The sequence below is a fragment of the Paracoccus sp. AK26 genome (assembly GCF_011801365.1).
Lineage (GTDB): Bacteria > Pseudomonadota > Alphaproteobacteria > Rhodobacterales > Rhodobacteraceae > Paracoccus > Paracoccus aerius.
Map to the genome: position 1 here is coordinate 408,474 of NZ_CP041045.1, position 20,077 is coordinate 428,550.

21 protein-coding genes are annotated in these 20,077 nt (G+C 65.5%); 10 read left to right on the forward strand and 11 right to left on the reverse strand.

Features of this window, described 5'->3' with window-relative positions:
* Window positions 1-6: 6 nt before the first annotated feature.
* From FIU66_RS17685 to FIU66_RS17710, 6 genes are read right to left on the reverse strand one after another with little or no spacing between them, the layout of a single operon-like run.
* On the reverse strand, window positions 7-1,011 hold the full coding sequence (locus tag FIU66_RS17685) for a 4-hydroxyproline epimerase (protein WP_167624198.1): 1,005 nt from the start codon (window positions 1,009-1,011) through the stop codon (window positions 7-9).
* A complete protein-coding gene (locus FIU66_RS17690) occupies window positions 1,008-2,240 on the reverse strand; it encodes an FAD-binding oxidoreductase (RefSeq protein WP_167624199.1) in 1,233 nt (410 codons plus the stop codon). Before FIU66_RS17690 ends, FIU66_RS17685 begins: the two co-directional genes overlap by 4 nt.
* A gap of 3 nt (window positions 2,241-2,243) precedes the next feature.
* Complete coding sequence (locus FIU66_RS17695; RefSeq protein WP_167624200.1) at window positions 2,244-2,966, reverse strand: amino acid ABC transporter ATP-binding protein; 723 nt, start codon at window positions 2,964-2,966, stop codon at window positions 2,244-2,246.
* Complete coding sequence (locus FIU66_RS17700) at window positions 2,959-3,612, reverse strand: amino acid ABC transporter permease (RefSeq protein WP_167624201.1); 654 nt, start codon at window positions 3,610-3,612, stop codon at window positions 2,959-2,961. Before FIU66_RS17700 ends, FIU66_RS17695 begins: the two co-directional genes overlap by 8 nt.
* Before the next feature lie 13 nt (window positions 3,613-3,625).
* The gene (locus FIU66_RS17705) at window positions 3,626-4,291 is read right to left on the reverse strand and encodes an amino acid ABC transporter permease (protein WP_167624202.1); all 666 of its coding nucleotides are present in this window, start codon (window positions 4,289-4,291) and stop codon (window positions 3,626-3,628) included.
* 58 nt (window positions 4,292-4,349) lie between these two features.
* Entirely contained in the window at window positions 4,350-5,162 is an 813-nt protein-coding gene (locus FIU66_RS17710) for a transporter substrate-binding domain-containing protein (RefSeq protein WP_167624203.1), read from the reverse strand.
* 176 nt (window positions 5,163-5,338) lie between these two features.
* On the opposite strand from FIU66_RS17710, the gene FIU66_RS17715 reads away from it, so the two are divergent.
* A complete protein-coding gene (locus FIU66_RS17715; RefSeq protein WP_167624204.1) occupies window positions 5,339-6,370 on the forward strand; it encodes an Ldh family oxidoreductase in 1,032 nt (343 codons plus the stop codon).
* 39 nt (window positions 6,371-6,409) lie between these two features.
* Here FIU66_RS17715 and FIU66_RS17720 read toward each other — a convergent pair whose 3' ends face one another.
* The 3 genes from FIU66_RS17720 to FIU66_RS17730 all read right to left on the reverse strand — a co-directional run bounded on the left by FIU66_RS17720 (window position 6,410) and on the right by FIU66_RS17730 (window position 9,134).
* Window positions 6,410-7,372: a dihydrodipicolinate synthase family protein gene (locus FIU66_RS17720; protein WP_167624205.1), complete on the reverse strand. Its 963-nt coding sequence runs from the start codon at window positions 7,370-7,372 to the stop codon at window positions 6,410-6,412.
* A gap of 92 nt (window positions 7,373-7,464) precedes the next feature.
* Window positions 7,465-8,163 (reverse strand): GntR family transcriptional regulator, encoded by a 699-nt coding sequence (locus FIU66_RS17725; protein ID WP_167624206.1) that lies wholly within the window; start codon window positions 8,161-8,163, stop codon window positions 7,465-7,467.
* Between the two features lie 77 nt (window positions 8,164-8,240).
* On the reverse strand, window positions 8,241-9,134 hold the full coding sequence (locus FIU66_RS17730; protein ID WP_167624207.1) for a LysR family transcriptional regulator: 894 nt from the start codon (window positions 9,132-9,134) through the stop codon (window positions 8,241-8,243).
* A gap of 169 nt (window positions 9,135-9,303) precedes the next feature.
* Here FIU66_RS17730 and FIU66_RS17735 point away from each other — a divergent pair, with 169 nt between their 5' ends.
* Window positions 9,304-10,194 carry a DMT family transporter gene (locus FIU66_RS17735; protein WP_240544822.1) on the forward strand — a complete coding sequence of 297 codons (891 nt, stop codon included), beginning with the start codon at window positions 9,304-9,306 and terminating at the stop codon, window positions 10,192-10,194.
* Between the two features lie 7 nt (window positions 10,195-10,201).
* On the opposite strand, the gene FIU66_RS17740 is transcribed toward FIU66_RS17735, so the two are convergent.
* A complete protein-coding gene (locus tag FIU66_RS17740; RefSeq protein WP_167624282.1) occupies window positions 10,202-10,627 on the reverse strand; it encodes a MarR family winged helix-turn-helix transcriptional regulator in 426 nt (141 codons plus the stop codon).
* Window positions 10,628-10,738: 111 nt separating this feature from the next.
* Between FIU66_RS17740 and hmgA the strand changes: the two genes are divergently transcribed.
* The 3 genes from hmgA to maiA all read left to right on the forward strand — a co-directional run bounded on the left by hmgA (window position 10,739) and on the right by maiA (window position 14,007).
* Window positions 10,739-12,070: a homogentisate 1,2-dioxygenase gene (gene hmgA / locus FIU66_RS17745; RefSeq protein WP_167624208.1), complete on the forward strand. Its 1,332-nt coding sequence runs from the start codon at window positions 10,739-10,741 to the stop codon at window positions 12,068-12,070.
* 75 nt (window positions 12,071-12,145) lie between these two features.
* Window positions 12,146-13,351 (forward strand): fumarylacetoacetase, encoded by a 1,206-nt coding sequence (fahA, locus tag FIU66_RS17750; protein WP_167624209.1) that lies wholly within the window; start codon window positions 12,146-12,148, stop codon window positions 13,349-13,351.
* Window positions 13,348-14,007 carry a maleylacetoacetate isomerase gene (gene maiA / locus FIU66_RS17755; RefSeq protein WP_167624210.1) on the forward strand — a complete coding sequence of 220 codons (660 nt, stop codon included), beginning with the start codon at window positions 13,348-13,350 and terminating at the stop codon, window positions 14,005-14,007. Before fahA ends, maiA begins: the two co-directional genes overlap by 4 nt.
* 31 nt (window positions 14,008-14,038) lie before the next feature.
* Here the strand turns inward: maiA and FIU66_RS17760 are convergent, their stop codons facing one another.
* On the reverse strand, window positions 14,039-14,992 hold the full coding sequence (locus FIU66_RS17760; protein ID WP_167624211.1) for a LysR family transcriptional regulator: 954 nt from the start codon (window positions 14,990-14,992) through the stop codon (window positions 14,039-14,041).
* 105 nt (window positions 14,993-15,097) lie between these two features.
* On the opposite strand from FIU66_RS17760, the gene FIU66_RS17765 reads away from it, so the two are divergent.
* Genes FIU66_RS17765 through FIU66_RS17785 form a run of 5 tightly spaced genes read left to right on the forward strand, consistent with a single transcriptional unit; the run spans window position 15,098 to window position 20,033 of the window.
* A complete protein-coding gene (locus tag FIU66_RS17765; protein ID WP_167624212.1) occupies window positions 15,098-16,240 on the forward strand; it encodes a CaiB/BaiF CoA-transferase family protein in 1,143 nt (380 codons plus the stop codon).
* Complete coding sequence (locus FIU66_RS17770) at window positions 16,240-17,193, forward strand: hydroxymethylglutaryl-CoA lyase (RefSeq protein ID WP_167624213.1); 954 nt, start codon at window positions 16,240-16,242, stop codon at window positions 17,191-17,193. The genes FIU66_RS17765 and FIU66_RS17770 overlap by 1 nt, the downstream gene beginning before the upstream one ends.
* 31 nt (window positions 17,194-17,224) lie before the next feature.
* Window positions 17,225-18,217, forward strand: a complete 993-nt coding sequence (gene dctP, locus FIU66_RS17775) for a TRAP transporter substrate-binding protein DctP (RefSeq protein ID WP_167624214.1) — start codon at window positions 17,225-17,227, stop codon at window positions 18,215-18,217.
* Window positions 18,218-18,219: 2 nt separating this feature from the next.
* Window positions 18,220-18,750: a TRAP transporter small permease gene (locus FIU66_RS17780; RefSeq protein WP_167624215.1), complete on the forward strand. Its 531-nt coding sequence runs from the start codon at window positions 18,220-18,222 to the stop codon at window positions 18,748-18,750.
* A complete protein-coding gene (locus FIU66_RS17785; RefSeq protein ID WP_167624216.1) occupies window positions 18,747-20,033 on the forward strand; it encodes a TRAP transporter large permease in 1,287 nt (428 codons plus the stop codon). Before FIU66_RS17780 ends, FIU66_RS17785 begins: the two co-directional genes overlap by 4 nt.
* Window positions 20,034-20,077: the final 44 nt, after the last annotated feature.

Here is a 20,077-nt window from a genome sequence, read left to right on the forward strand (position 1 = left end):
GGACGTTTACTTGACCACGAAGCCGTGGGCGAAGGGGTCGCGCTCGGCGTCGATATAGATGGTGTTCAGCCCTGTCTGGCGGGCCCAGCCGGCGATGGAGGGGATGATCGCGTCGCGGCCCGCCACGGTCGTCGCGGCCTCGACCCGGCCCTTGAAGATGCTGCCGATGATGGATTCGTGGTGAAACTCGTCGCCCACCGCCAGTTTGCCCCGCGCCGCAAGCTGCGCCATCCGGGCCGAGGTGCCAGTGCCGCAAGGGCTGCGGTCGATGGCCTTGTCGCCATAGAACACCGCGTTGCGCGCATGCGCCCCGGGCTGGGTCGGCTGTCCGGTCCACAGGATATGCGACAGCCCGTTGATGGCGGGATGTTCGGGATGGACGAAGTCGTATTTCGCGTTCAGCGCCGCGCGCAGTTTCGGCGACCAGCCGATCAATTCGCCCGCCGTGTGGTCGGCCATGTCGCGGAAGTTCTTCTGCGGCTCGACGATGGCATAGAAGTTGCCGCCATAGGCCACGTCCACGACGATCTCGCCCAGGCCCTCGACCTCGGCGGTCAGGCCTTCGGCGTAAAGGAAGCCCGGCACGTTGGTCAGGCGCACTTCCTCGACATAACGGCCCTCCTGGCGGTATTCGATGTCGACCTTGCCGGCAGGGGTCTCGATGGACAGGCGGCCGGGGGTGCGGGGGGTGATCAGCCCGTTCTCGATCCCCATTGTGATGGTGCCGATGGTGCCGTGGCCGCACATGGGCAAGCAGCCCGAAGTCTCGATATACAGCACCGCCACGTCGCAATCCGCCCGCGTCGGCGGATACAGGATCGAGCCCGACATCATGTCATGGCCGCGCGGCTCGAACATCAGGCCGGTGCGGATCCAGTCGAAGTCGCGCAGGAAATGGGCGCGCCTTTCCAGCATGTCAGCGCCCTCCAGCCGGGGTGCGCCGCCCGCGACAAGGCGGACGGGGTTGCCGCAGGTGTGGCCGTCGATGCAGGGGAAGATGTATTGGGTCATGTCCATTTTCCGAAACGCGCAGGCGAAAAGGGCGCAAGGTCGATGGGGGGCACGGCACCCGTGGCAAGATCCGCCACGATCCGCGCGGTGCCCGCCGATTGGGTCAGCCCCAGATGGCCGTGGCCGAAGGCGCAAATGACGTGGGGATGGCCTGGCAGAGGTCCGATGGCTGGCAGGCTGTCGGGCAGCGAGGGGCGGAAGCCCATCCACTGCTTGCCGCCGGTGGTGCGCAGGCCCGGCAGGAAGGCGGCCGCCTTGTCCAGCATCGCCTGCGACCGGCGGAAGTTAGGGGGCAGGTCCAGCCCGCCCAGTTCCACCGCGCCTCCGACCCGGATGCCGCAGGACAACCGCGTCACCACGAAGCCGTGGCCCCCGAAGGTCACCTGGGTGCGCAGGTCGAATGCCTCGCCCGGCAGCGTGGTGTTGTAGCCGCGCTCGGTTTCCAGCGGGATGCGGATGCCCAGGGTCCGCGCCAGCCGGTGCGAGAACGCCCCCGCCGCCAGCACGACCCGGCCTCGCAGCGGGCCGGTCGCGGTCAGCACGCCGTCGGCGGTCAGCCCCGTCGCCTGCGCGATCACGATCCGCCCGCCACCCGCGCGGAAGCGGTCGGCCAGGGCCAGCACATAAACCCGGGGATCGGCGATGGAATACCAGCCTGGCGTGAAGGTGCCGTGGGTGAAGCGCGGCGACAGGCCCGGCTGGATCTCGGCCATCTCTTCGGGCGTCATGTGGCGGAAGTCGATGCCGTGCTCGGCTCGCGCCTGCCAGCCGGGCAGCGAGGCGTCGAATTGCCGCTGCCCCTCATAGACTTCCAGGTTGCCCTCCTTGCGCAGCATCGGCAGCGTGCCGGTGGCGGTCAGGAAGGGCTCAAGCTCGGCCTTGGACAGATCCATCAGCGCCGTCTGCGCCCTGGCCGAGGCGGCGACGCGGGCGGGCGAACAGGCCCGCCAGAAGCGCAGCATCCAGGGCGCGATCCGCAGCGCATAGGCGGGCGGCACCGACAGCGGCCCCAGCGGGTCCAGCAGCCAGCGAGGCGCCTTGCGCATGATCCCGGGCGAGGCCAGGGGCAGGATGTCGGTAAAGGCGAAGGCCCCCGCGTTCCCGGCGGATGCCCCGGCAGCGGGGCCTTCCCGGTCGATCACCGTCACCGGCACGCCGCGTGCCTGCAGGGCCAAAGCCGCCGATAGGCCGACGACACCGGCCCCGATCACGATCACGTCCTGGGTCATGGCCTAATGGGTCGCCGACAGGAACTTCTGCAGCTCGGGGTCCTGGGGCGCGCCGAACAGGTGGTCGGGGGGCGCGATCTCGGCCATGACGCCCTTGTGGAAGAAGGCCACGCGGTCCGACACCTCGCGCGCGAACTTCATCTCGTGCGTCACGCAGATCATCGTCATCCCCTCGCGCGCCAGCATCCGCAGCGTGTCCAGCACCTCGCCCACAAGCTGGGGGTCAAGGGCCGAAGTCACCTCGTCGAACAGCATGTAGTCGGGCGACATCGCAAGCGCGCGGGCGATCGCCATGCGCTGCTGCTGGCCCCCCGACAGGCGCGAGGGATAGACCTTCAGCTTGTCGCCCAGGCCCACGTGGTTCAACTGCTTCACCGCCTCGGCCTCGGCCTCGGCCTTGGGGCGCTTCAGAACCTTTACCTGCGCCAGCATCACGTTTTCCAGCACGGTCAGGTGCGGGAAGGCGTTGAACTGCTGGAAGACGATGCCGATCTTGCGGCGCAGCTTGTTCAGGTCGGTGGACTTGGCGTGAACTTCGGTCCCGTCCACGGTGATGCGGCCGGAATCGATCGGCTCCAGCCCGTTGATGCAGGTCAGCAGCGTCGATTTGCCCGACCCGGATCCGCCGATGATCGTCACCACCTCGCCCTTCTGGACGGTCAGGTCGATGCCCTTCAGCACCTCCAGCGAGCCGAAGGACTTGCGGACGTTTTCGATCTCAATCATTGGACCACCGTTTTTCCAGATAGCCGCCGAACCGGGCCAGCGGGAACGAGATGACAAAGTAGAAGGCGCCGCAGATCATCAGCAAAAGCAGCGGTTCCTGAAGCCGGGTGATCAGGATCTGCGTCGATTTCAGCAGTTCCGTCACCTGCACGATATAGACAAGCGCGGAATCCTTCATCACCCCAAGCGCCAGCCCGATCCAGGACGGCAGCGCCACCCGGGTGGCCAGGGGCAGCACGATGGAGCGCATGTCCTGGCCCCAGGTCATGCCCAGCGACCGCGCCGCGCGGCGGGTGGTCATGGGCACGGCCTCGATCCCGCCGCGCACGATCTCCGCGCAGAAGGCGGCGGTGTACAGCGACAGGATGATGCAGGCCACGGTGAAGCCCGACATGTTCAGCCGCAGGATCGTGCCCAGGAAGGCATTGGCAAGCACAAGCTGGATCAGCAGCGGGATGGACCGGAACACGTCCAGCACGAAGGTCAGCGGCGCGGCCCAGATGGGACCCACCTGATAGCGGAAGACGCCGAAGACGATGCCCAGGATGGTTCCCGCGATCACCGAGATCAGCGTGACCACGATGGTCATCCCCGCGCCGCGGGCAAGAAAGGCGAAATCGGCGGCGGTCAGTGCGGTATCGAACATCGGCCAGCCCCCTTCAATACCGGAACAGGCGGGTCGCGATCAGCCGCGCCCCAAGGGTGATGGTCTTGGTGATCAGGTAGAAGATCACGGCGGCCAGGGCGAACAGCTCGAAGGTGCGGAAGGTCAGCGCGTTCAGATCCTGCGTGACGCCGTAAAGGTCGGTGTTCATCCCCACCGTCACGCCAAGCGAGGTCATCAGGATCGCCCAGACCATCTGGTTCGTCATCGGCAGGAAGGCGATGCGCAGCATCTGCGGCAGCACGACGTATCGAAACGCCCCGCCCTGCCCGAAGCCCAGCGACCGCGCGGCGCGGGCCTGGGTGTCGGGAATGGCCTTCAGCGCGCCCCGGAAGTTCTCCGTCAGGTAGCCCGCGTTGTTGAAGGTGATCCCCAGCAGGATGGACGCGAAGGGCGACAGGTGGATGCCGAAGCTGCCCAGCCCGAAATGCGCCATGTAGATCTGGAACAGAGCGGGCGTGTTGCGGGCAATCTCGACCCAGGTCTTCGAGACGGCCGACAGCACGCGGATGCCCGACAGTCGGAACATCGTCAGAAGGATCGCCAGAAGGATGCCGATCACCATCGACAGGACGGCGATCTGCATGGTCACAAGCGCGCCATCCAGCATCTGCGGAAGCCGGGCCAGGGCCTGCTTCCATTGGAAGGTATAGTTGAACATGGGCCGTCCCGCGGCTGCCGGAAAGCGTCAGGGCGGCGGGATGCCGCCCCGGCAGGGTTCAGCGGTAAACGCCGGGAATGGTCAGGTCCGCAGGCTCGCCCTCGCCGATCCACTTCTCGTACAATTCGGCATAGCGGCCGGTGCGGACCTGCTGGTTCACGAACAGGTTCAGATAGTTGATCAGCCCGTATTCCTCGCGCAGCGTGAACAGCGACACATAGTCCGGCACCATCGGCGCCTTATCGACGATCTTGATGCCCGGGAAATTGCCCGAGGCGACATTGGCATTGGCCACCTCGACGGTCGAGACGGTGGCGTCAAGCTGGCCCTGGCTCAGCGCCAGGAAGACGTCGGCCTGGGTCTGGTAGGGACGGAAGGTGCCCTCGCCCCATTCGGTGATCTGCTTTTCAAGCCAGATCGCCTCGTAGGTGCCGGCGGTGGCGCCGACGGTCTTGCCCTTCATGTCCTCCCATGTCGCCATCTCGACGCCCTCGTTGGCGACCACGGCGTTCTCGAAGGCGTAATAGGGGATCGACATGCCCACGGTCTTGGCCCGTTCCAGCGTGTCCGAGGTCGAGGCGACGCCCACGTCCACCCGGCCCGACATCAGCGCGGGGATGCGTTCGGGGAAGGGCGTTTCCACGATCTCGGCCGTGACGCCCAGGGCGGCAGCCAGGTCGTTGCAGTAGTCGACGTCAAAGCCGATCGGGTTGTTGCTGTCGTCGCGCATCCCCATCGGCGGGAAGTCCAGCACCACCGCGCAGCGCAGCGTGCCCGAGGCGATGATGTCATCAAGCTTGTCGGCATAGGACGGCGCCGCCATGGCCGCGGTCGCGGCCAGCAAGCCAAGCCCAAGCGTGGTCTGTTTCATGAACCTTCTCCCTGTGGATCACTGTCGGCCTTTTTCGGCCGATTCCTGCCTGTCACTATCGGGCAGAAGACCCCGCGACGCAAATTAAAAATACAAACAGTATACAATGGGGGTGCCCGATCTGCTATGACCCCGGCAGGTTGCAGGGCCATCGGTTGCAGGGGACGGACAAGGGCATGAACAGCACGCTTTCCATGACGGAACTGGAGGACAGGGTCCAGCGGATCTTCCTGCGGGCGGGAATGAACGCCATGCAGGCGGGACCGCTGGCGCGCGTCATCTCGGCCGGTGAACGCGACGGTTGCAAGTCGCACGGCATCTATCGGATCGAGGGAGTGCTGCGGACCTTGAAGGCGGGCAAGGTTTCGGGAACGGCAAAGCCCTTTGTAGAAGGGGCCGACAACGGCGCCATCGTCAGGGTGAATGCCGGTGGCGGGTTTTCCAATGCCGCCTTCGAACTGGGCCTGCCGGTGCTGGCGGATCGCGCCCGCGACCTGGGCCTGGCTGCGATGGTGGTGAATGATTGTGCCCATTTCGCGGCGTTGTGGCCCGAGGTCGAGGCGGTGACGGCCCACGGCTTGGCCGCGATGGTGATGTGCCCCAGCTACGCAACCGTCGCCCCTGCGGGCGGCACGAAGCCGCTGCTGGGAACCAACCCCTTTGCCTTCGGCTGGCCGCGGCAGGGGCAACAGCCCTATGTCTTCGACTTCGCCACCTCGGTCGCCGCGCGGGGCGAGATCGAGTTGCACCGCCGCGCCGGAAAGTCCCTGCCGGAGGGCTGGGCCATCGACGCGGACGGCCAGCCCACCACCGACCCCGAGGCGGCGCTTGGCGGGGCGATGCTGCCCTTTGGCGGGCACAAGGGATCGGCCATCGGCACCATGATCGAATTGCTGGCGGGGGTCATGATCGGCGACCTGACCAGTCCCGAGGTGCTGGATTTCCTGGGCACGACCACGCTGGCACCCTTCCACGGCGAGCTGGTCATCGCCCTGTCGCCGGAACGCTTTGCGGCGGGCCGGCGCGGCGATCCCTTCGCGCGGGCGGAACTGCTGTTCGAGGCGATCCAGGGCCAGGGCGCCCGCCTGCCCTCGCAACGCCGCTTCGCCGCACGCGCGAGATCCCAGGCCGAGGGGGTGGACCTGACCCAGGCCGAACTGGCGCAACTCGACCGTTTCCTGGCGCTCGGGCTGGATGCGATTGCCTGAAGGCGAAAGGCCCCCGGATCGCCGGGGGCCTTGGCAGGGTCAGGGCTTGCAGGCCTGGACCGCGCCCGGAAGCTTGCTCCATTCCCCGTACCAGGCCTGGAACTGGCGCAACTGGCGTTCGGCCCACCCCTTCTGGCTGGGGGTCAATTCGTCTGTCTCGTTGAAGTGCAGGCTGTATTCCGGATCGCCCTGCAGCACCATCATGTGCTTGTAATACAGGACCAGGTCGGTCCCCTCGTCCCAGGACGACAGCACCTCGAGCGCCTCGCCCATCTCCTTGGCGCGGGCGCGGGCGTCCAGGTCGCCGTTTGCCGCGGCCTTGGCAAGGGCCACGAAATGCAGGATCTCGCGCGGGATGACGTTGCCGATGCCAGTGATCGTGCCGGTCGCGCCGCATTTGACATAGCCGTGATAGACGCCGGTATCGACGCCCGCCATCAGCACCACGCCGTCATCGGCACTGGTGATATGCTCGGCCGCATAGGTCATGGCCTTGGCGCCGCCGAATTCCTTGAAGCCCACAAGGTTCGGATGTTCGGCCCGCAGGGCGAAGAACAGGTCGGCCTTGGTTTCGAACCCGTAATAGGGGCTGTTGTAGATCACGGCGGGAAGATCCGGCGCGGCGGCAAGGATCGCCTTGAAATGGTGGCGCTGCGCCGTGGCCGACAGGCCGCGCGACAGGACGCGCGGGATCACCATCAGCCCCGCGGCGCCCGTTTTCTGAGCGTGCGCCGCGTGTGCGACGGCGGCAGCGGAATTGACCGCCCCTGTCCCGACGATGACCGGGATGCCCGCGCCGACCAGGCGTTCCACACCTTCCATCCGCTGCTGATCCGTCAGCAAGGGCCAATCGCCCATCGACCCGCAATAGACGACGGCCGACATGCCTGCCGCGACCAATTCCTGCGCCTTGCGGACAAGCGCGTCGTGATCGGGTTGGCGGTCGGCGGTGCAGGGCGTCATCAGGGCGGGAATGACGCCGGTGAAGATCTGGGTGTTCATCGGGGATCCTTTCGACAGGCAGGCGGCATCGGCGCCGATTCTTTCACGGGCACTCTAGCATTTGCATTTTACTTGTCGACAAGATTTGACGGCTACAGCGACACCGGCTGCCGTTCGTCGCGGGCCAGGAAATGCTGGATCTGCCGGATGATCTGGTCGGCATGGCCCTTGCCCAGCCGGTCGCACAGGTCGATGTCGCGTGCGGTGATGGCGGCGATGATGTCCTCGTGTTCCTGCACGAACTCCTGCGGCAGCCGGTCGTCGAAGGACTGGTAATACAGCCGCAGCAGGCGCCGTCCTTCGTCCAGGATCCGGAGGAACAGGCTGGTGTAATAGGGGTTGCGCCCGGCCTCGGCGATGGCAGCGTGAAAGTCGCGGTTCGAGGCGATCATGGCCAAGGCGTCCTGCGCTTCGACCGCCTTGGCAAAGCGGGCCTGATGCTTGCGGATCGTCTTGAGGTCGGCAGGCCGGTGATAGGTCGCGGCCAGCCTTGTCGTCACCCGGTACATCAGCGTCATCGCGTCGAAGAAGGTGTGCAGGTTCAGGAAGTCGATGTTGGACACCATGGTCGAGCGGTTGGGTAGCGTCTCGACCAGCCCCTCGCCCGCCAGGCGCACCAAGGCCTCGCGGATGGGCGTGCGCGACATGCCGAAGCGTTCGGCAAGCTGGACCTCGTCGATGGGGCTGCCGGGCAGCAGTTCCAGATCCAGGATCTCGTCGCGAAGCTGGTCATAAACCATCCTGACGCCCGAGCCGCGCCTGCGTTCCGGAAGGGCTGCGCTGTCGGGCATCGTCCGATCTCCAGATCATGAGGATTGTCGACAGTATAAATACACGCGGTGCCTGGGCAGATCAATCAAGCCCTGCGTCAGACCGCCAGCGTCAGACCGCCCTGGCGCGAGATCTCGGCCTCGATCCCCTTGACCATGCTGTCGAGCGCGGGATTGCGCGCCTTGCGGGCACGGCGAATGACATAGGCCAGGGGCGGCGGATCGGGCAGGCGGTCGCGGATGACCTCCATCTCGGGGCGCAGGTGGCGGCGGTTCAGCAAGGCCACGCCCAACCCGGCGGACACGGCGGCGGCGATGCCCGCGGCGCTTGAACATTCGAAGACGATTTCCAGGCTGGCGCCGCCGTCCTGCCCGATGTCGACCGCCCAGCGGCGATAGAAGCACTGTTCGTCGAAGGACAGGAACGGGATCGCGCCGCCTTCGGGCGGCAGCGGCAGTGCCGGGGATTTGACCCAGTGCAGGCTTTCGCGAAACAGCACGACGTCGGTCGGCCGCACCTCATGGGCGAAGACCTGCAGGATCGCGGCGTCAAGTTCCTGGCGGTCCAGCATGGCGCGCAGCACAAGGCTCATCCGGACCTTGGTGCGGACGCTGACCTGCGGGTGCAGCCGGCGGAAGCGGCCAAGGATGCGCGAAAGGTCGCTGCAACTGGTGTCCTCGGTCAGGCCCAGCATGATGCGCCCGGCCAGCGTCGTCCGGGTCAGGCTGGTCAGCGCCTCGTCATGCAGATCCAGGATGCGATCCGCATAGTCCAGCAGATCCTGCCCGGCAGGCGTGAAAAGCGGCGCCCCGGGCCTGCGCGACAGAAGATCGCAGGCCAGGCTGGTTTCCAGCCGCTTGATCTTGTGGCTGACTGCCGATTGCGTCAGCCCAAGCGCCTGCGCCGCCCGTGTGATCCCGCCATGCTGGCGGATCGCCCGCAAGGCGCGCAGCGCGTCGATCTCGAGCCGGGCGATCATCTGGTCGGACATCAGCGGCCTTTGATTGTTGCAAGTCCAGCATGACAGATCGCCGCCAAACTGCACGCTGATATGACGGGGCTTAATGGCTTGTCATATCTATATCTGGATTTGTCATGTCTCGAACGGGCAGTTCGACGGTTATGGTCCTGAAGACCGCCCCCGAACGGACAAGCACACCATGACCACTGTCGCCGCCCCCGCTGCCGACCGGCACCCCCTTCTGTGGCCCATCATGGCCGGGCTGCTGATCCTGGGATGGAGTTCGGGCTATGTTGGAATCCGCTATGCCAACCAGGAAGCCGGGATCGTCCTGCTGCTGTTCTGGCGGACGCTGCTGTCGGGACTGATCCTGATGCCCTTTGCCCTGGCCTTCGGGCCGCGGCTGGAATGGCGGGCTGTCCTGTCGCAGATGGGTTTCGGCGTCATGGCGGTGTTTCTTTACCTGGGGGGCTTTGCCCTGGCGATCGGGCGGGGGGTGCCGACCGGCCTTGTGGCGCTGATGGCCGATCTTCTGCCCCTGGCCATTGCCGCCCTGTCTCAGCCGGTGCTGGGCGAAAGGCTGAGCCCGCGTCAATGGCTGGGCACCGCCGTCGCCGTCACAGGGGTGCTGATCGTGTCGCTGGACAGCCTGGCCATTGGGGCCGCCCCGGTCTGGGCCTATGGGCTGACGGCGGGCTCGATGCTGGTCTTTGCCTTGGCATCGGTCCTGCTGAAGGGCCGCAGGTCGCTGGACATGCCGGTTCATCAGGCGCTGTGCATCCATTCGCTGACCGGCGCGGCATTGTTCGGGATCTGCGCCCTGGTGACCGGCGACAGCCTGGCCCCGCCCCTGACCCGCGACTTCGCCATCGGCATCGCCTGGCTTGTGCTGCTGGGGACCTTCCTGGCCTATTCCGTCTACTACACCAGCCTGCGCCTGTTTTCCGCAGCCCGCGTCAGCGCCGCGATCTATCTGTGTCCGCCCGTCACGATGGTCTGGGCCTGGGCGCTGTTCGACGAGCCGCTGACCGCGCTGATCTTCGCGGGCCTTGCGGTGACGATGCTGGGCGTCTGGCTGACATCAAGGTGATCGCCAGTCACTCGGCGTGCTGCGCCAGACGCAGCAGCGCGCGGCGGAAGGCTGGCCCGTCCTCGCCCAGTTCGGCAAGAAGCTCGGCCTGATAGGCCTGCGCGATCCGGCCCAGCCTTTCCATCAGGGCGTGACCCTGCGGAGTCAGTTGCAGCGCCACAAGCCGCTGGTCGCGGTCGTGGCCGGACTTGAGGACATGGCCCGCTTCCTCCAGCCGGCTTGCCGCCCGGCTGACGATCGACTTGTCCAGGTTCACGCGCCGGTTGATGTCGCGTATACTGACCATGCCCGACCGTGAAAGATGCGCCAGGACCCGCCATTCGGGGATCGTCAGCCCCGCTTCGGCCGCATAGCGTTCGGCGAAGCGGCGGCTGACATGGGCGGCCGCGACCGACAGGCGGTAGGGCAGGAAATCGTCGAGATCGAAGCTCATCGTGATCCGGAAGAAATGGCTGAAGCCGGCAAGCCCCAGCAGATCATCATTGACACCGTTGCGCAAGCAACGATAATTCGTTGCATCAGCAATGAGTCTTGAGGGATGGCCATGACCCGATCCGCCGCAACCCGCGCCACGGCAGGCTATATGCCGGGCTTCGGAAACGACTTCGAGACCGAGGCGCTGCCGGATGCCCTGCCCCAGGGCCAGAACAGCCCGCAGAAATGCAACTATGGCCTTTACGCGGAACAGTTGTCGGGCACCGCCTTCACCGCGCCGCGCGGCCAGAACGAGCGGACCTGGTGCTATCGCATCCGTCCCTCGGTCCATCACACGGGACGCTTTGCGCCCATCGATGTTCCTTATTGGAAGACAGCGCCGCACATCAACGACGGCATCACCAGCCTGGGCCAGTATCGCTGGGATCCGATCCCGGTGCCGGATCAGGATCTGACCTGGATCACCGGGATGCGCACCATCACCACGGCGGGCGATGTAAACATCCAGGTCGGCATGGCTTCTCATGTCTACCTGGTCACGCGGTCGATGCAGGACGAATACTTCTTTTCCGCCGACAGCGAGATGCTGGTCGTGCCCCAGGAAGGCCGGCTGCGGTTCTGCACCGAACTGGGCGTCATCGACCTTGAGCCGAAGGAAATCGCGATCATTCCGCGCGGCCTGGTATACCGCGTCGAGGTTCTGGAGGGGCCGTGCCGCGGTTTCGTCTGCGAGAATTACGGCCAGAAGTTCGATCTGCCCCATCGTGGCCCGATCGGTGCCAATTGCCTGGCGAACCCGCGCGACTTCAAATGCCCGGTCGCGGCCTTCGAGGATCGCGAAACACGGTCCCGCGTGGTGATCAAGTGGTGCGGCCAGTTCCACGAAACCTGGATCGGTCATTCGCCCCTGGACGTGGTGGCCTGGCATGGCAATTACTGCCCCTACAAATACGACCTGCGGACCTATTCTCCGGTGGGCGCGATCCTGTTCGACCATCCCGACCCGTCGATCTTCACAGTGCTGACCGCGCCCTCGGGGCAGGAGGGGACGGCCAATATCGACTTCGTGCTGTTCCGCGAACGCTGGATGGTGGCCGAGCATTCCTTCCGCCCGCCCTGGTATCACAAGAACATCATGTCCGAGTTGATGGGCAACATCTATGGCGTCTATGACGCCAAGCCCCAGGGCTTCGCGCCGGGGGGCATCAGCCTGCACAATTGCATGTTGCCCCACGGTCCCGACCGCGACGCCTTCGAGGGCGCCAGCAATGCCGACCTGAAGCCGCAGAAGCTGGAGGACACCATGTCCTTCATGTTCGAAACGCGCTTTCCCCAGCACCTGACGGAATTCGCCGCCAAGGAGGCGCCGATGCAGCAGGAATACATGGAAGTCTGGCAACGCCTGGAAAAGAAGTTCGACGGCACGCCCGGCGTGAAGTGAGGATCCCGAAGACGAGGGGTTTCACACCCCCCGACCCCCGTGGGATATTTTTTCCAAGATGAAAGGAGGCCGGGAATGGCCTTGATCCGGTCCTGGCTGGACAGCGCGAACGATGCCAGCTGCCCGTTTCCCCTGAACAACCTGCCCTATGGCGTCTTTTCCGTGGCAGGGGACATGCCGCGCTGCGGGGCGGCCATTGGCGACATGATCGTGGATCTGGCGGAATGCGAGACCAGGGGCCTGCTGGATGCGGGCGGCACCTTCGCCCGACCGCAGTTGAACGACTTCATGGCGCTTGGACGTGCCCGATGGGACAAGGTGCGCGCGAGCCTGACCGATCTGCTGGCCGAGGGCAGTGCGGGCGACGTGGCGCTGGTGCCAATGGCGGATGCCACGCTGCACCTGCCGATCCACGTTACGGAATACACTGATTTCTATGCGTCACGGAACCATGCCTTCAACGTGGGCGTGCTGTTCCGGGGGCCGGAAAACGCCCTGCCCCCGCAATGGACGCATATGCCCATCGGCTATAACGGGCGGGCGTCTTCTGTTGTCGTCTCGGGCACGCCGGTCCGCCGACCGATGGGTCAGGTGAAGGGGGAGAGCGGCCCGGAATGGGTTCCCTGCCGCAGGCTGGATCTGGAACTGGAGCTGGGGGCCATCGTGGGCCAGCCAAGCCAGATGGGCAGCCGCGTCAGCGTCGATGAGGCCGAGGACATGATCTTCGGCTATGTCCTGCTGAACGACTGGTCGGCCCGCGACATCCAGGCCTGGGAGTATCAGCCGCTGGGTCCGTTTCAGTCCAAGGCCTTTGCCACCACCATCAGCCCCTGGATCGTCACCCAGGCCGCATTGGAGCCGTTTCGCTGCAAGGGGGCAGAGCGGGCAAACCCTTTGCTGCCCCATCTTCAGGAAAGCCGTCCCGGCCTTTATGACCTGACGGTCGGCTGGTCCCTGAACGGGCAGGTGATGTGCCGGACGAATTACAACATCATGTATTATTCATCCGCGCAGCAACTGGCCCATCACAGCAGTTCCGGCTGCCCGATGCGGGTTGGCGATCTCTTGGGGTCGGGCACGATCAGCGGCCCTTCGCCGGATCAGGTGGGCGCGCTGCTGGAGATGACGGAAGGTGGCAAGACCCCTGTCACGGTCGCAGGTCAGGCCCGCATCTTCATCGAGGACGGCGACGAAATCACGCTGTTCGCAACTGCCCAGGGCGACGGCTACCAGATCGGCTTTGGTCCCTGCACCGGCACCGTGCTGCCCGCGCAGCCGTGAAGGTCGTTCTGCACGAGTACTGGCGTTCCTCGGCATCCTACCGGGTACGGATTGCCTTGGCACTGAAAGGGGTCGCCTATCACCGGGCGCCGGTCGACCTGATGGCGGACGCGCAGCGCAGTCCCGACCATCTGACCATGAACCCACAGGGCCTGGTTCCTGTCCTGCAGATCGACGGTCTGGTTCTGACGCAATCCCTGGCGATCATCGAATACCTTGACGAGACGCGGCCTGGCCCCCGACTGCTGCCCTTGGACCCGACCGGGCGGGCGCGGGTCCGCGCCTTGTCGCAAATCGTCGCAAGCGAGATCCACCCGATCTCAAATCTCCGCGTGCTGAAGCGGGTCGAGGCGCTTGGCGGGTCCATGGCCCGGGAAAGGTGGAACACCGACAACATCCGCAGCGGCCTTGCATCCTTCGAGGCATTGCTGGCCAAGGGGACGACCGGCTGCTTCTGCCACGGCGAGGGGCCCACCATGGCCGACTGCGTGCTGATCCCGCAGCTTTACAATGCCAGCCGCTGGGGCGTGGACTATAGCCACCTGCCCCGCATTGCGGCCGTGGCACGGAATTGCGCTGCATTACCGGCCTTTGCTGCCGCGCGCCCCGATCGTTTCGATCCGGACAAGCTTCCTGCAACTGATCCTGGACCTTGATCCCCTTCGGCGCCCGGCGCCCGATCCACTGTCATCGAGCCTGTCCCCCTGATCGCGTCAGGCTTTCACCCGGCCATCGACCTTCGGCGACGGCCTCATCCAGGACGGCAAGAACAAGCTTGCTCATCTCATCATCCGCCCGTCGCCTTGGCTGGTTTGCCATCGTGACAAGGTACAGGGTGCGGTTCAGTTCGGGATGGATGATCTTGCGGGCGTGAAGGCCACCCTTGGCAAGGTCATCGGCCACCGTCGCGCGGGCAAGGATGGAACAGCCCAAGCCCGCGCGCATCGCCTGGATCAGCGCGCTGAGCGATTCGATTTCAAGCTGGGGGTGCGGGATGATCTGGCGGCGCAGGAACTGGCTGTGCACGATCGAGCGCGAGGATCGGACCAGGTTCAGCGCCAGCACTTTCCCTTGTGGCAGGTCATCGAAGGAGATCGGGGCATCCTGGGCACCGATCATCTGCGGAAGCCCCACCAGATAGAGATGTTCGTTCAGGATCGGCAGGGTGTGGAACCGGCTGTCGTCAGGCGGCTGATAGGCGACGGCCAGGTCGATCTCGCCCCGCAGCATCATCGCCAGCAGGTTGCCGCTGACACTTTCGACGATGCTCAGGTGCACGCCGGGCAGTTGCTCGGCCACGCGCTGCATGATGCCCAAGGCGGCCACCTCGGTCGCCGTGTGGCACAAGCCCAGCACGAAGGGGCCAGAAACCTGTTCCGTGAAGTCGCGAACGTCCGTCTCGGCACGTTCCAGTGCGCCTAGGATGGCTTGGGCATGTTCAAACAGCCGCTCGCCCGCGGGCGTCAGCGTCACGCCGCGCGGACGACGGTCGAACAGGCGCACGCCCAGTTGCGATTCAAGCTCGGACATGTGATGGCTCAGCGCAGATTGCGCGACGCCCAGCTCCTCGGCCGCGTGGCCCATCACGCCGATCCGGGCAATCTCGGCGAAATAGCGAAGCTGGCGCAGGTTCAACGGCATCCGGTCGGCCTTCTGATTATCTGAAACCGCATATCTGAATCTTCTATTTGTGCGAAGCCCCGGCGCTTGGCAACGTCCAAGGCCAGAGGAACGGGAGGATAACCGATGCATCTGCCCCTGGACGGCATCCGCGTCGTCGAGATGAGCCACATGGTCATGGGACCGTCCTGCGGGATGTTCCTGGCCTTCCTGGGCGCCGAAGTCATCAAGATCGAACCGCCCGAGGGTGACAAGACCCGCAACCTGACCGGCATGGGCGCGGGTTTCTTCCCCACCTTCAACCGGGGCAAGAAATCGGTGGTGCTGGACATCAAGATGCCCGAGGGCCGCGCTGACCTGGAGCGCCTGCTGGCCACGGCCGACGTCTTCGTCGAGAACTTCCGCACCGAAAGCTTGGCGAAGATGGGTCTGGATCCCGAAAGCCTGCGCAAGCGCTTTCCCCGGCTGATCGCGGCGTCCTGCAAGGGCTTCCTGGAAGGACCGTACGAAAACCGCGCCGCCATGGACGAACTGGTGCAGATGATGACCGGCATGGCCTATATGACCGGGCCGACCGGCCGGCCGCTACGGATCGGATCCTCGGCCAACGACATCATGGGGGGGTTGTTCGCAGCCTACGGCGTCTTGGCGCAGATCATCGCGCGGGAACAGGACGGCAAGGGCAGCATCGTGCGCGCGGGCCTGTTCGAAAATTGCCTGCTGCTGGTCGCGCAGCACATGGTGCAGTTCGACATCGAAGGAACCGAAAGCCCGCCGATGCCGGAACGCATCTTCTCGTGGCCCGTTTATGACATCTTCCGGACCCGCGATGGCCGCCAGATTTTCCTGGGCGCCGTGACCGAGACGCAATGGACGGCACTGTGCCGGGTGCTGGGGCTGGAGGCACTGCTCTCGGATCCGCGGCTTCAGACCCGCCCCGACCAGATCGCCGCGCGAAGCTGGACCCTGCCCATGGTCGCCGAGGCCGTCGCCACGCGCGACTATGCCGACCTGCTGGCCGCCTGCGAGGCCGCGGCCCTGCTGTGTTCGCCGATCGCGCGCCCGGCCGAGATGTATGACGATCCGCATGTGACCCGCCCCGGCGGCCTGATCCATTCGCGCTATGCCGACAAGAAGGACTTCCGCGCGCCGGGCCTGCCCTTCTCGGTCGATGGGGAGGCGCCGCGGCCGGTTGACGCGGACCTGCCGTCGGTCGGGCAACACACGTCCGAGATCCTGTCCGCCCTGCCGCAGATGGAACGCGCGTGATGGCGGGCGATGCGGAACGCGTCTATCCGGCCGACCGGGTGATCCTGCGCGAGGTGGGCCTTCGCGACGGGCTGCAACTGACGCAAAGCTTCCCTTCGACCGAAGCCAAGGCGGATTGGATCCGGCGCGAACATGCCGCCGGCGTGCGCCACTTCGAGGTCGGGTCGTTCCTGCCCTCCAGCCGTTTTCCGCAATTCGCGGACGTGCGCGAACTGACCGATCTGGTCAACAGCCTGGGCGCGCACTCGCTGGGGCTGGCGCTGAACGGGCGGGGTGCTCGGGACGCGTTGGAGGCGGGCGTGACGGAACTGACCGTAGTGCTGTCCGCCACGGAAGCCCATAACATGGCCAATGCCCGCCGCCCGCGCGAGCAATCGCTGGCCGAGATCGCCGCAACAGTCCGTCTGCGCGACGAAGCCCGTTCGACCACGTTGATCAACGTGGGCATCGCAATGGCGACCGGCTGTTCGCTGGCGGGTCCTGTCGATCCGGCCGAAGTCGAACGCCTGGCCGAAGCCTGCCTGAGGGCGGGCGTCGATCTGGTCGGCATCGCGGATACCGTGGGCTATGGCGGGCCGCGCCAGATCGCGGAGCTTTGCCGCCGCATGACGGCGCTGATGGGCGACCGGCCTTATATCGTTCACCTGCATGATACGCGGGGTCTGGGTCTGGCCAACGCCTTGGCGGCCTATGACGCGGGGGCGCGTGTCTTCGACGCCTCGCTTGCAGGATTGGGGGGCTGCCCCTTTGCGCCGGGCGCCACCGGCAATGTCGTTTTCGAGGACTTGGTCTACCTGTTCGAGACGGCCGGGATCAGCACCGGCATCGACCTGGAGGAGGTCATCGCCATTCGCGAGATCCTGGCACGCGAAATGCCTGACGAAAAGCTGCACGGCACCCTGGCGCAGGCCGGGCTGCCCAAGGGAATGACTTGGCAGGCCCACGCGGCCTGACAGGACAACAACACGGGGAGGAGGAACCCACATGAACGCACGCACGATCCTTGCCAGCACGGCCTTGGTCGCCCTGACCGCGATCCCGGCTCTGGCGGAAACGCCCATCCGCTGCAGCCACCAGCTGCCGCCCCAGCACGAGGTGGCGCAGGTCATCGAACGCTGGGCTGCCGAGGTCGAGACGCTGTCGAACGGCGAACTGGACGTCCAGCTTTTCGGAGCCAACGCCCTTGCAAAGCCCGAGGAGAACATCCCCTCGGTCGCGAAGGGCAGCTTCGAATGCGCCTTCTCGGTCAACTTCCAGTGGGGCAAGACCTTGCCCGCCATGAACGTGACCCTGCGCCCCTATGCCTTCAGCGATCCCGAGATCTGGCGCAAATGGCCCGATTCCGAACCCGCCGCCTTTCTGGAAGGGCTGATGGAGGAAAAGCGGCTGAAGAACATCGCCTGGCTGTTCCAGACCCGGATGAGCGTCTTCACCTCGAACGGCAAGCCGCTGATCGCGCCCGCCGATTTCCAGGGGATCAAGATCCGCGGGCTGAACCCGGCCTTCGATACCAGCCTGACCGCCATGGGGGCCGCGACCAGCTCGATGCCGGGGTCCGAGGTCTACCAGGCGCTTTCCACCGGCGTCATCGACGCGGCCATCACCGATGTGGCCGCCGCCTATTCCCGCAAGTACTACGAGGTTCAGGACCACATGACGGTATCGCCCGTCATCTCGGTCTTTTTCAACGGCTACATGAACCAGGCCTTCTATGACGGACTGTCGGATACGCAAAAGGCAGCCCTGGACGAGGCCGGCAGGAAGGCTGCTGTCTGGGCGGTCGAAGACGGACTGGCCGCCGAACAGGCAGCGCCCGCCCAACTGGAAGCCGAGGGCGTGACGCTGCATGTTGCAACGGACGCGGAAAACGAGGCGATGCGCGCCGTGATGCAGCCCGCCTTCGACCACGCCTTCACCGAAGAGGGTGGCGAGGACGTCGCCGAACTGCTGCAGCTGGTCGATGGAATGGTGCAATGACGATGGCCCATCCGTCCGGGGACCACAAGGTTGCGGCGGGCCGGCACGGTTCGGCCTGGACCCTTCTGGCCTGGCCGATCCATGCGCTTGCGGCCGTTTCGGCAGCGCTTGTGGCGGTGGGCTTTGCCGCCGTGGTGGTGGCGGTCTTCTATCGCTATCTTCTGGGCACCCCGCTGAACGGGGTGGACGAATTGACCGGCTATCTGGTCGTCGCGATCGCCTCTTGCGGGCTGGGCAGCGCGCTTCTGCTGGACCAGCATATCGGCGTCGATATCCTGACCGCCTCGACCGGACCGCGGGCCCGCCGCAGGCTTGAAATCTGGGCCGCGCTCTGCGTGCTGGGATGCGCCGCGATCCTGACCTGGTCGGCCTGGCATACCGTCATGTTCAACCGCGACTTCGGCACCTATTCCACCGGCCCCCTCGAGGTCCCGGTCTGGTGGGTGCAGGCGCCGATGGTTCCGGGTGCGATCGTTCTGGGCCTTTCCGCACTGCTGCGCCTGCTGCGCGCCATGAAGGGGGACGAGACATGACGGGAATCCTGATCGTCATCGGGCTGATCGCGCTGCTTTTGTCGGGGATCCCGATCTTCGCGGCGCTTCTGCTGACCGGCTCGACGGTGCTGTTCTTCTTCGAAGGCTCGGTCGAAAGCGTGGCGGACACGGTCTTCGCGCATCTCAATTCACCCGTGCTGCTGACGATCCCGCTGTTCATCCTGATGGCGCAGCTGATGATCCGGTCGGGCGCGGTGGACGACCTGTTCGGGATGGCCAACACGCTGATCGGCCACGTCAAGGGCGGCATCGGCGTCGCGACCATCCTCAGCTGCACGATCTTCGCAGCCATCTCGGGCTCGTCGGTCGCCACGGCCGTGTCCATCGGCCAGACGGCAATCCCGCAGATGAAGCGCTATGGCTTCCCCGAGCGCAGCGCATTGGGCCTGGTGGCGGCCGGCGGGACGCTGGGCATCCTGATCCCGCCATCCGGCCCGATGATCCTTTACGCGGTCGTCGCCAATGCCTCGATCGGCGCCCTGTTCCTGGCGGGCATCATTCCGGGCCTGCTGCTGGCCCTGGTCTTCGCGGTGTTCTGCCTGATCAGCGCGCGTGGCTCCAGCGAGATCGATCGTGCGCCCTTTCCCGGCTGGCGGGCGGTGCTTGCGGCGATGAACAAGTCGATCTGGGCGCTGCTGATGCCGCCCGTGGTCATGGGAGGCATCTACTTCGGCATCTTCACCGCAACCGAAGCCGCGGCCGTCGGCTGCCTTTATGCGCTGCTGGTCGGTGCCCTGGTGTATCGCAACCTGGGACCACGCGTCCTGACGGCCTGCCTGAAAGACACGGTCCTGACTTCGCTGATGGTCTTTGCCATCATCGCGGGTGCCGCCGTCTTCGGAAATGCGATCACCATCATCCGTTTGCCGAACCAGGTATCCGAACTGATCGTGGCGATGAACCTGACGCCGCTGGTCTTCATGCTGGTCGTCATGGCGATGATCTTCGTGATGGGCATGTTCCTGGAAAGCATCGCGATCATCCTGATCACCACGCCGATCCTTTTGCCGGCACTGATCGCGCTCGACATCGACCTGATCTGGTATGGCGTCCTGCTGATGATCAACCTGGAACTGGCCATGATCACGCCGCCCGTCGGCATGAACCTGTTCGTCATCAAGGGGATTACCGGCAGCCCCCTGTCGACCGTCATCCGGGGCGCAGCGCCCTTCGTGCTGCTGATGATCGGCGGGATGCTGGCCATCATGGCCCTTCCCGATCTGGCGACATGGTTGCCGCGCCTTGCCGGATACAAGTTCTGATGGTGCCGGCAGGGGCAACCGGAAGAGTGCTATGCGTCAAGGGT

Bases quoted from the DNA above. Each gene is read 5' to 3' on its own strand.
- FIU66_RS17710 (WP_167624203.1), bottom strand. From the start codon at position 5,162: ATGAAACAGACCACGCTTGGGCTTGGCTTGCTGGCCGCGACCGCGGCC.
- FIU66_RS17720 (WP_167624205.1), bottom strand. From the start codon at position 7,372: ATGAACACCCAGATCTTCACCGGCGTCATTCCCGCCCTGATGACGCCC.
- FIU66_RS17700 (WP_167624201.1), bottom strand. From the start codon at position 3,612: ATGTTCGATACCGCACTGACCGCCGCCGATTTCGCCTTTCTTGCCCGC.
- FIU66_RS17760 (WP_167624211.1), bottom strand. From the start codon at position 14,992: ATGCCGTTGAACCTGCGCCAGCTTCGCTATTTCGCCGAGATTGCCCGG.
- FIU66_RS17780 (WP_167624215.1), top strand. From the start codon at position 18,220: ATGGCCCATCCGTCCGGGGACCACAAGGTTGCGGCGGGCCGGCACGGT.
- fahA (WP_167624209.1), top strand. From the start codon at position 12,146: ATGGCCTTGATCCGGTCCTGGCTGGACAGCGCGAACGATGCCAGCTGC.
- FIU66_RS17725 (WP_167624206.1), bottom strand. From the start codon at position 8,163: ATGCCCGACAGCGCAGCCCTTCCGGAACGCAGGCGCGGCTCGGGCGTC.
- FIU66_RS17690 (WP_167624199.1), bottom strand. From the start codon at position 2,240: ATGACCCAGGACGTGATCGTGATCGGGGCCGGTGTCGTCGGCCTATCG.
- FIU66_RS17705 (WP_167624202.1), bottom strand. From the start codon at position 4,291: ATGTTCAACTATACCTTCCAATGGAAGCAGGCCCTGGCCCGGCTTCCG.
- FIU66_RS17765 (WP_167624212.1), top strand. From the start codon at position 15,098: ATGCATCTGCCCCTGGACGGCATCCGCGTCGTCGAGATGAGCCACATG.
- FIU66_RS17740 (WP_167624282.1), bottom strand. From the start codon at position 10,627: ATGAGCTTCGATCTCGACGATTTCCTGCCCTACCGCCTGTCGGTCGCG.
- FIU66_RS17685 (WP_167624198.1), bottom strand. From the start codon at position 1,011: ATGACCCAATACATCTTCCCCTGCATCGACGGCCACACCTGCGGCAAC.
- FIU66_RS17735 (WP_240544822.1), top strand. From the start codon at position 9,304: ATGACCACTGTCGCCGCCCCCGCTGCCGACCGGCACCCCCTTCTGTGG.
- FIU66_RS17785 (WP_167624216.1), top strand. From the start codon at position 18,747: ATGACGGGAATCCTGATCGTCATCGGGCTGATCGCGCTGCTTTTGTCG.
- FIU66_RS17715 (WP_167624204.1), top strand. From the start codon at position 5,339: ATGAACAGCACGCTTTCCATGACGGAACTGGAGGACAGGGTCCAGCGG.
- FIU66_RS17770 (WP_167624213.1), top strand. From the start codon at position 16,240: ATGGCGGGCGATGCGGAACGCGTCTATCCGGCCGACCGGGTGATCCTG.
- dctP (WP_167624214.1), top strand. From the start codon at position 17,225: ATGAACGCACGCACGATCCTTGCCAGCACGGCCTTGGTCGCCCTGACC.
- hmgA (WP_167624208.1), top strand. From the start codon at position 10,739: ATGACCCGATCCGCCGCAACCCGCGCCACGGCAGGCTATATGCCGGGC.
- FIU66_RS17730 (WP_167624207.1), bottom strand. From the start codon at position 9,134: ATGTCCGACCAGATGATCGCCCGGCTCGAGATCGACGCGCTGCGCGCC.
- FIU66_RS17695 (WP_167624200.1), bottom strand. From the start codon at position 2,966: ATGATTGAGATCGAAAACGTCCGCAAGTCCTTCGGCTCGCTGGAGGTG.